Raw genomic sequence first — 9,526 nt, 5'->3', positions numbered from 1 at the left:
CCTTAATCGTTTTTGTAACACTCTTGCCAAACGCTTTGGCCGTTATCGTTACCGTTCCTGCTTTCTTACCGGTGACTACACCATTAGAACTTACGGTCGCAATCAATGGATTACTGCTCATCCATGTAATTGTCGTACTATATGCCGGTATTGCTTTTAATGTCGTTGTTTTACCACGATAAATAGAAGAAGTTGTTGCACTGATCTGAATTGGCTCTTTCACCGTGATGGTACATGTAGCTTTACCACCATTAGCACTTGCACTGATTTTCACCGTACCATTTTTTAGTGTCTTAATTGTTCCATTGCTATCTACACTGGCAATCGTAGGATCACTACTTGTCCAAGATACAGGCTTTTTGTTACTGGATGTCGCTGTTAGCTTAGTTGTTTCCCCACGATACATTGTTTTAGAAATGGCTGATAATTTCACCGTTGGCGTCTTTACAAGCACATTTACCGAAGCCGTCTTTCCATTAGCTGTCTTTGCCGTGATGACTGCACTTCCCGATGCCACTGCGGTAATCGTGCCATTGCTGCTTACCTGTGCAACCTTTGGATTGCTGCTTGTCCATGACAATGCATCGTAAGCACCTGTAGGATACACGCTGGCATTGATTTTTTTGGTCAGTCCTGTTTCAAGTGTTGCAGTAGAAGCTGATAATTGAATGCTTGAAGGAAGTATGACATGCATAGCATCATCGGCAAAACTGCTGATATCTACATCATAAGAAATACCATCCACACTGCCTTTCTCCGTATACTGCCATGCCACTTCTCCATCATAATACGTATTTACATAATTCAATTTAGGACCATACTCGGCAATCCATGAAACATAAGGTAAAATCTTTTCCGAATTAAGTTTCGTTTGTGTATAATAACGACCGGAATAAACTTGAACCTTGCCATGATAACCAGCCTCATTCATATGCGCAATAAAGGTGGCAATGATTTCTTCATATGCCGCAATCGTTGATGGAGTATGGTAGGTAACACCATCTTCTGACCATGTTCCAAAGTTTTCAATATCATAAAAAATTGGATAAGCCAGATTGGAAAGATCCTGTCCCTTTAACATTTCAAGCAATCCTTGTGCCTCAGCATATGCAAAATTCGCATCATACGCATAACTGTATAAATAGAAACCATAAGGAATCCCCAGACGATTACATTCTTTTAAGTTTCGCAAGAACTGTTTATCCATCATTTGGTTCCCATAGCCTACACGTAAGATAACACCATCTACATCGGATGCTTTTACCTTCTCCCAATCAATTACTCCTTCCCATTCTGAAACATCTATGATTTTCTTTGCATTTCCGCCATACAATAAAGTGCCATAGCCATCATAGAATTTCCCTTCTTCCCAATAAGGGTCTGCAACACGGGCAGAACGATACAAATTTCCTTTTTCCATCGTATCTCCCATAGCTACATTCTTCATTGTATTTTTACCTTCAGAAACCGGTTGATAGGTTTCGCCCGTAACAATTTCTATACCATCAAAAGTGGATGTTTTTTCCTGTGTCGTATCAGTAGCCGTTTGTGCGGATACGACCGTCATATTACTAATTAACAAGGCTATCGCTAAACATCCCACAAATAATTTTTTCAACTGCATACCCTCCTTCACCTTTTATTAGAAGTATAACACAAAAAAAGGCAAAAAAGCGCATTGAAAGGAAACCTTAAGAAGTTTAAATCAAACAGAAAATTAGGTAATATTGCGCTAGTATATAATTAAAAAAGGCATTCGCTTCTTTTGCTAATGCCTTATGATCATTTATAAAGTATACCTCATGAAAAATCAGTTGAAATAAACAAACTCATCCGCTAATGCATCCACCGTTGTTACATCATCTGCATATAAAATAGGCACATTTCCTTGATATTCTTCATCATACTCAAGTTTCACCTTAGCGCGAACCTTTACCCACTCTTTCGGCAAAAGCGCATTTGAAGATGCATAGTGTACCAATAAGCCGATAAGCGATGTATCATCTGCACAACAAACCATCGCAAAACGGCCAAATACGAAAGCATTAGGAATATCATCTACATGTGTCGAAATGACTTTTCCTTTCAATTCTACAATTTTGCCATCATATTTTTGCGGATGTTCCATGGCGTCCATATACCATAAGCCATAATCATCATCGCGGATTTGTAAAATATCTGCATGCAGATCAAATGGCATATCCTCTTCGCCAAGTTCCGCGATTTCCCCATTTCTCATTTCATAAATAATCTGTGCGCCTTTATTAATAGCCTTGATATTATTCCGCAAATAGAGTTTCTTGGTATCTTCATCACAACGATTAAAAATAATCGTTTCAGAATGCACCAATTGTTCATAAATCATCGAGCGCATATTGTTTAGATACATTTCAAAGGTAGAGGCATCTACGGTAGAAAGAAGTTGAACCAACAACCAGTCATATGGAAAATCTAACGTATCAAGGAAATTGGTCAGATTCCATGTTCCGTTAAATTCAATCATTACACGTTCTGGTTCTATCATGCTATCGCATTTTTTTAAGAATTTATAGGTCAGATCTTCATACTTATCCACAGTGACGATGGCAGTATTGGTCTTTTTCTGAAAATCCTCATCATATTCTTCCATACCTTCTTCACATACCAATAATAGCGTTTTTTCACCCGTATTAAACCCAGGGTCCAGTAAGGTATCTTTGATTAAAGAGGTTTTTCCACTTTCTAAAAAACCGGTAAATAAATATACAGGTACTGTCATAAAGATCTCCTATTCTACATGAAACAGCTGTTTCAGTGCATCTTCATTTAACTTAGAGCCAATGACACAGAATCGTCCGGTATAGGTAGGCGCACCAATACGAATTTCATGTTCTTGAGGTACCATATCAAAATATAGCCATTCCCCTTTATCACTTTCTAACATGCCTTTTGCCCGTAAGATCATTCCATAGGTTTCTTCATCAGCTAATGCGTTTAAGATAGCTGTTAACTCTTCCTGACTGAATTTCTTCACCGTTTCGCTGCCAAAGCTGGTAAAGACATCATCTGCGTGATGGTGATGATGATGTTCATGGTCATGATCGTGGTCGTGTCCACAACTGCAGGTGTGATCATGGTCATGTTCATGATCGTGATGATGATGCTCACCATGTTCGTGATGATGCCCACATTCTGGACAAATTGCACTTTCTTCTAATAATTCTTTCGCCAGATCATCACTTTGTTCCATAGCCTGTAAGATTTCCTTGCCATCAAGTTTTTCCCATGGTGTTGTAATCATATGCGCATGTTCATTCTCATGTCTTAACGCATGAATAACGTCGTGTAGCTTTTCTTCATTTAAGTTTTGCGTACGGCTTAATACAATCGTATTAGCATAAGCAATTTGATTATTGAAGAACTCACCAAAATTTTTCATATACATCTTACACTTCAAAGCATCCGCAACTGTCGTAAAGCTGTTCATCTGCACCTGCATTTCTTCCGCAACGCCGCGCACTGCCTGAATGACATCGGATAGTTTTCCAACGCCACTTGGTTCAATAATAATGCGATCTGGTGTATAGTCTTTAATCACTTTCTTTAATGCTTCGCTGAAGTCACCGACTAATGAACAACAAATGCAGCCGGAATTCATCTCCCGAATTTCCACACCGGCATCCTTTAAAAAGCCGCCATCAATACCGATTTCACCAAACTCATTTTCAATTAAGACGATCTTTTCTTTTCCAAATGCTTCTTGTAACAGTTTCTTTATCAGAGTTGTCTTTCCTGCTCCTAAAAAGCCGGAAATAATATCAATTTTTGTCATAGCTACCTTCCTTTCTATCTTATATACTAGGATTCCCAACATTGGTAAGTATAACACCAGAAAGCCTTTCTGTGAACTACCATTATTGTGATAGATTCATTTGTATCCATTGCACATTTGCTCTTGCAGAAAGGATGTTTATACAATCGTAATAAAAAACCAATGCGATTGCATAGGTTCATTGGCAATTAAAACATCCTTACAATATTAAACAAGAATACTGAGTGATGCATCAAATTTAGTTAGGGTGCAATTCTTAGGCACAATCTTCATCAGATCTTGTTCACGTTGTAATCCTTTAAAATATTCATGTACCGGCAGATATACACCTCCATGAGCTACGATCAAATAATCATGTGTCCTAAGATCTGTGGTAATTTCTTTTAGAAACTCCTGCACACGTTGAAAGAAAGCATCCATTGCTTCTGCATGCGGGCAAGGTAATGCTTGGAAATCCCAAAGGTATGTTGTGATGGTATTCATCTTCTTACCTTCCAAATCACCGAAGCAGCGCTCTTTTAAACGGTCATCATATACGATATCGCACTTTGTGACTTCCTGCAAAATGGCCGCTGTCTGCATGGCCCGCGTTAACGGACTACAAAAAATCTTTTCAATAGATACATCTTTTAGTAACCTGCTCGTATCTTTTGCCTGTTGAATACCGATAGCATTTAAAGGAATATCGCTTCTTCCCTGCAATTTCCCTTGCTGATTCCAATCGGTTTGACCATGTCTTACAAAATATAAACTCATATACATCCTTTCCAGAGAAAAGAGCCCTATGGAAAGGCTCATTCACTTATTTCTTTTATATACATCCCCACATGTTCACTACGATGTGCATCACTGGCAGTTATGATGTCCACACCATGTTGCTTCAAAATGTTAAGGAAAGCAGCATTCGTCCCCATATCCTCATGATGATAGCGATAATAAATACCTGTATTATTTTCCATCTGAACATGGTAGCGTTTTGCTAAAGCAGCAATCCGCTCATATATCGGTGTCATATCCATCGTAGGTGTATAATGGAATAACTTTAACTGGTCGGGATGTCCGATTTGCGTAAATAAACCACTGCATATCATATCTTCCATAATTTCATAATATCGCTGATAAATCGCGTTTGTATCGTATTTATCCCATAATATTTCCCGGGAAAATGCTTCCATATCATACAATAAACCATCAATGGAATGAATGCTTCCAATCAGAAAATCGTAGGGATATTGTTGTAACAAATCTTTTAAAAATGCTTTATCCCTGGGAGCATAACAAACCTCTAAGCCAAATTTTACTTCAATAGGAAGCTGTTTTGACTTCATTTCAGCGATTAAATCAAAGTAGGTTTGTAAAGGCTCTAACTGTTTTTTTTCAAACCATGCTTTTTGTCTGGGATCGGCCTTCTTTAAGGGTTCATACATCGGCGCAAATTCAATAAAGCGATGTGTATGATCCAGTATATGCAAAGTATCTATCCCTTTTGCCACTGCTGCCTCGATAAATTCCATACAGTAATCAGGTGTCAATGGCCCATTTTCTAAATGTGTATGTCCATCAATCATAATGCTCACCCCTTTTTATTTCCATCATTATACTGTTAATAAAAAGAGATTGCAAACCCTTTGTTTAGATCATAAACCCTTCTGGTTTCTTAGGAAATGCAATTAATGGATTCTCATGCATATCATAAACAGTGGCATGATCTTCTTCATGATGATGCAAGACATAGCTTTCTTCCAAAAGCATACCGGCTTGTGCCAATGCCCCTATTAAATCCGTGTAAGCATGCAAATCATGATAAGAGGTACGGATATGTCCTTCCTTATCTTCCAGCATAGAAAGACGAATCTTATTTTCAAATTGACCATTCGCAACCGTAATTAAAAGATCGCCAATACGTCTGGAATAGCGCAGAAAACCATCCGCTGTCTTCTCCTCACAGCGGAAACCAAAATGACACAATTGTGCCAACATATGATCGTGTTTTAATTTCATGAAAAAACTCCTCCAATATTCTTATGATTTACTATATACTATGCAGCCTTTTGCATAGGTTATTCACATCTTATAAAAAATCTTTTGCTATGTTTACTATACAATAGAAATAGTATTCCGACAAGAGGAGTTTCTTGAATTTTAAATGAATTGATGCGTTTTTATTCCATTATCATCAAAAGGATATGCAATTCTCATGACAAACCATAAATGGTTAAGTTGTAGCTTTCTCTTGCAACATGCTCATGATATGATCAAACAACTGTTTACGTAAAATTTTATCACTCATACAGGATATCCGTTTCGTGCTGGCAGCCGAAGCATGCTTACCATATAACATATATAATGGATAGCTTTGAATCGTTTCTTCTAATTGTTTGCTTTGCTTCTCATCGCAACAAGTCATATCCTTCATTTCTGCACAAATGGCGTGACAGCGTTTTTCGAAGTGTGAATCCTCACTGGCATGAAAAGTGATAAGCAATTTTGTACCTTCTTTATGATAAGTGTCATACAAATGCTGAAGTAATGCATGTAGTTTATCTTTTGTTGCATAAGGTAAGGGTAAGATGGAAGCATGGTATTCATATGCAAGTTGCTTTGCTTCTTCATAAAAGTGCCCTTCCTGCAAAAACATAGGAACCACCTGTACCGGTATTGATACATCCTGCAAGAAAGCAAGTAGCTTTCTACAAGAAAATACTGCTGTTCGCTCATCGTTTACCTGCGATAAAATTCGCTTTGAAAGATAAGCATAACCAAAAGCCATGGCTGGCTGATGTAAAGATAGTTCTTGTAGCAGCAACGCGATTTCTTCTTGAGCTTTTTCCCCTGTCACACCATGATACACCAAGACACATGCCCTTTGTTGCAGATAAGCCTTTGCTAAAAATTGTAGCAAAGGTAGCTCCATCGTCATCAACTCCTCTAATAATGCATGCTTTTTCACACCATCTTTGACATGTCGCAAAATGGCTGCGCGCAGCGTCTTTAAAGCTTTAAGATATGGTACATGATGTTGTTTAAGCTGTGCATTAAACGATTCTAAGACCTGTTTTGCATAGCAAGGGGAATTCCCTTTGGTAGTGAAGGCAAGAGCATAATAAGCATCCTCTATATAAGACATGGCATGTACATCACTTTGCGAATCAGCTTCCACATTCATAAATAAGACATTTGCCTGTTGGGCAGCCTGACGCACTTTTCCATTCACCTCAGCATCATTGCTTGCTGCCACCACCAAAAAAGCATCAAGAACATCATCTTGTGTAAATGCACGCTTATGACATTGTGCCAAAGCATACAGTTCCTTTAAGATATCTGATGCAACGATGGTTACCTTAGCACCTTCGCGCAAAAATAATTTTGTTTTTCTTAATGCCACATGGCCGCCTCCGACAATCAATACCTTACGATTTTTCAACTCTAGTTGTACACAAAGGCTCATAGACGTTTGACCTTATCTAACGCAAGTGCTATCTTATCTAGTACATAATCTAATTGTTCTTTGGTATGTGCATCGGATAAGAACATGGCCTCATAAGGAGAAGGCGCAAGTAAGATGCCTTCTTCATACAAGGTATGAAAATATGTGGTAAACATATCCTGCGAGCATGTTTTCACTTCATCATAAGAAGATATTGCTGTATCTGTAAAAAACAGCGTTAGTAAAGAACCGCATTGGTGCACTTGGAAAGGTAATCCTTTTTCCTGTAACAATTTTTCTATACCTGTTTTCAGATAATGTCCCTTATCTGCTAACTCTGTGTATAGGTGTGGATGTGTTTTTAAATAGTCTAATAATAGCGTGCCCAGATGCATTGCCAAAGGATTCCCCGATAATGTACCTGCCTGATAGATAGGACCACATGGAGATACACAAGACATAATTTCCTTTTTTCCTCCATAGGCTCCTACCGGAAGGCCGGCACCTATGATCTTACCGAAGCATGCCATATCCGGAGTAATTCCATAATATTGGGCAGCTCCTCCATATGCCAAACGAAAACCGGTAATGACTTCATCAAAGATCAAAACACTGTGATATTCATCACATAGTGCCCGTAAGCCTTCTAAAAAAGAAGCGTTCGCGCCAACGACTCCCATATTACCGGCAACCGGTTCAATGATGACAGCCGCAATATCATCAGGATATTGTTCCATCACTTCTTTAACGGAAGCCAGATCATTATAACGGCACACCAGTGTATGTTTTACCATATCCTCAGGAACACCGGGACTCGTCGGCGTGCCAAAGGTTAAAGCACCGGAGCCGGATTTCACTAACAGACAATCACTGTGCCCGTGATAACACCCTTCAAACTTAATAATCTTATTGCGCTTGGTATAGCCTCTGGCTACGCGAATGGCAGACATGGTTGCTTCTGTACCCGAATTCACCATACGTACCATATCCATACCACGATACGCATCACAGATAAGTTTTGCCAGATGTTCCTCATCCGGTGTACATAAGCCATAGCTGATTCCCTTGCACATGACCTCTTCCATACCATTTACCAATAAGGGATGATTATGTCCTAAAATCATCGGCCCCCAGGAGCAGATAAAATCTAAATAGGCATTTCCATCAACATCATATAGATACGCACCATCTGCATGATCTACAAACAAGGGTATTTCTTTTACATTCGCAAAAGCTCTCACCGGGGAATTCACACCACCCGGTATATAGCGGCAAGCTTTGGCAAACAAGGCCTCACTCTTTTGATGGTTCATGCTCAGCACTCTCCTTTACGAAGTTGCTTTGCAATATCCAAAGCAAAATAGGTGATGATAATATCTGCACCTGCCCGCTTAAAGGCTAGCATGGTTTCATAAATAACTTCTTCCTTTACTAAGCCTTGCGCTACAGCCAACTTCAACATGCTATATTCTCCACTGACATTATATACACATAAAGGTGTCGCAAACTGTTGCTTGGCCATCTTTACGATATCCAAATAGGCCAAAGCCGGTTTCACCATGATGACATCTGCACCCTCTTCAATATCTGCTGCTATCTCACGCATTGCCTCTTCTTGATTGGCATAATCCATCTGATAGCTGCGGCGATCACCAAAGCTTGGGGCAGAATGTGCAGCTTCGCGAAATGGTCCATAATACGAAGAAGCATACTTGGCACTATACCCCATAATCGCAACTTCTTGATAGCCATGTGCATCCAAACATTCTCGAATAGATGCAATGTGACCATCCATCATATCACTTGGCGCAACCATATCAACACCAGCAGCTGCATAACTTAAGGCAATCTTATTTAAATAGGTTAAGGTTACATCATTATCTACATGACCATCTTCACATAAGATGCCACAGTGTCCATGATCTGTATACTCACACATGCAGACATCCGCAATGACATAAAGCATTGGATATTCTTGTTTAATATAAGCAATCGCTTTCTGGATGATGCCATCTTGTGCATATGCACTGCTGCCACAGGCATCCTTATGTAAAGGAATACCAAACAAGATACAGGATAAAACACCCGTTTCTACCATCTCATCTAAAATCTCATGCAAATGATCCAATGAATAATGATACACACCCGGCATTGCTGGAATTACCTGTTTGACATCTGGCTGTTCCGTCACAAAAAGCGGATAAACAAGCTCCTTTGCTGACAATCTGGTTTCTTTCATCATATCACGGATGACACTGTTTTTTCTTAATCTTCGACCTCGATACATG

9 protein-coding genes are annotated in these 9,526 nt (G+C 39.2%); all 9 read right to left on the bottom strand.

Annotated elements, in window-relative coordinates; translation table 11 throughout:
• The coding region (locus ACESSZ_RS08535) for an Ig-like domain-containing protein (RefSeq protein WP_499842752.1) at positions 1-1,618 on the bottom strand (1,618 nt) is incomplete at its 3' end.
• Between the two features lie 192 nt (positions 1,619-1,810).
• Positions 1,811-2,758 carry a TIGR03943 family putative permease subunit gene (locus ACESSZ_RS08530; protein WP_008689918.1) on the bottom strand — a complete coding sequence of 316 codons (948 nt, stop codon included), beginning with the start codon at positions 2,756-2,758 and terminating at the stop codon, positions 1,811-1,813.
• Positions 2,759-2,767: 9 nt separating this feature from the next.
• The gene (locus tag ACESSZ_RS08525) at positions 2,768-3,811 is read right to left on the bottom strand and encodes a CobW family GTP-binding protein (RefSeq protein WP_008689919.1); all 1,044 of its coding nucleotides are present in this window, start codon (positions 3,809-3,811) and stop codon (positions 2,768-2,770) included.
• 207 nt (positions 3,812-4,018) lie between these two features.
• Positions 4,019-4,567, bottom strand: coding sequence for a histidine phosphatase family protein (locus ACESSZ_RS08520; RefSeq protein ID WP_017144555.1), 549 nt, complete (start codon positions 4,565-4,567; stop codon positions 4,019-4,021).
• A gap of 38 nt (positions 4,568-4,605) precedes the next feature.
• On the bottom strand, positions 4,606-5,379 hold the full coding sequence (locus ACESSZ_RS08515) for a histidinol-phosphatase HisJ family protein (RefSeq protein ID WP_008689922.1): 774 nt from the start codon (positions 5,377-5,379) through the stop codon (positions 4,606-4,608).
• A 64-nt stretch (positions 5,380-5,443) separates the two neighbouring features.
• Complete coding sequence (locus ACESSZ_RS08510) at positions 5,444-5,812, bottom strand: hypothetical protein (RefSeq protein WP_008689924.1); 369 nt, start codon at positions 5,810-5,812, stop codon at positions 5,444-5,446.
• Between the two features lie 214 nt (positions 5,813-6,026).
• Positions 6,027-7,259, bottom strand: coding sequence for a precorrin-2 dehydrogenase/sirohydrochlorin ferrochelatase family protein (locus ACESSZ_RS08505; protein ID WP_008689926.1), 1,233 nt, complete (start codon positions 7,257-7,259; stop codon positions 6,027-6,029).
• Positions 7,256-8,551 (bottom strand): glutamate-1-semialdehyde 2,1-aminomutase, encoded by a 1,296-nt coding sequence (gene hemL, locus ACESSZ_RS08500; RefSeq protein ID WP_008689928.1) that lies wholly within the window; start codon positions 8,549-8,551, stop codon positions 7,256-7,258. The genes ACESSZ_RS08505 and hemL overlap by 4 nt, the downstream gene beginning before the upstream one ends.
• A gap of 2 nt (positions 8,552-8,553) precedes the next feature.
• Positions 8,554-9,525: a porphobilinogen synthase gene (gene hemB / locus ACESSZ_RS08495; RefSeq protein ID WP_008689929.1), complete on the bottom strand. Its 972-nt coding sequence runs from the start codon at positions 9,523-9,525 to the stop codon at positions 8,554-8,556.
• Between the last annotated feature and the right edge of the window lies 1 nt (position 9,526).

Origin of the sequence: Eubacterium sp. 3_1_31, from assembly GCF_964249515.1 — a bacterium.
Taxonomy (GTDB): domain Bacteria; phylum Bacillota_I; class Bacilli_A; order Erysipelotrichales; family Erysipelotrichaceae; genus Longicatena; species Longicatena caecimuris.
The sequence above is the reverse complement of the archived record's forward strand: the minus strand, read 5'-3'. Positions and strand labels throughout refer to the sequence as shown.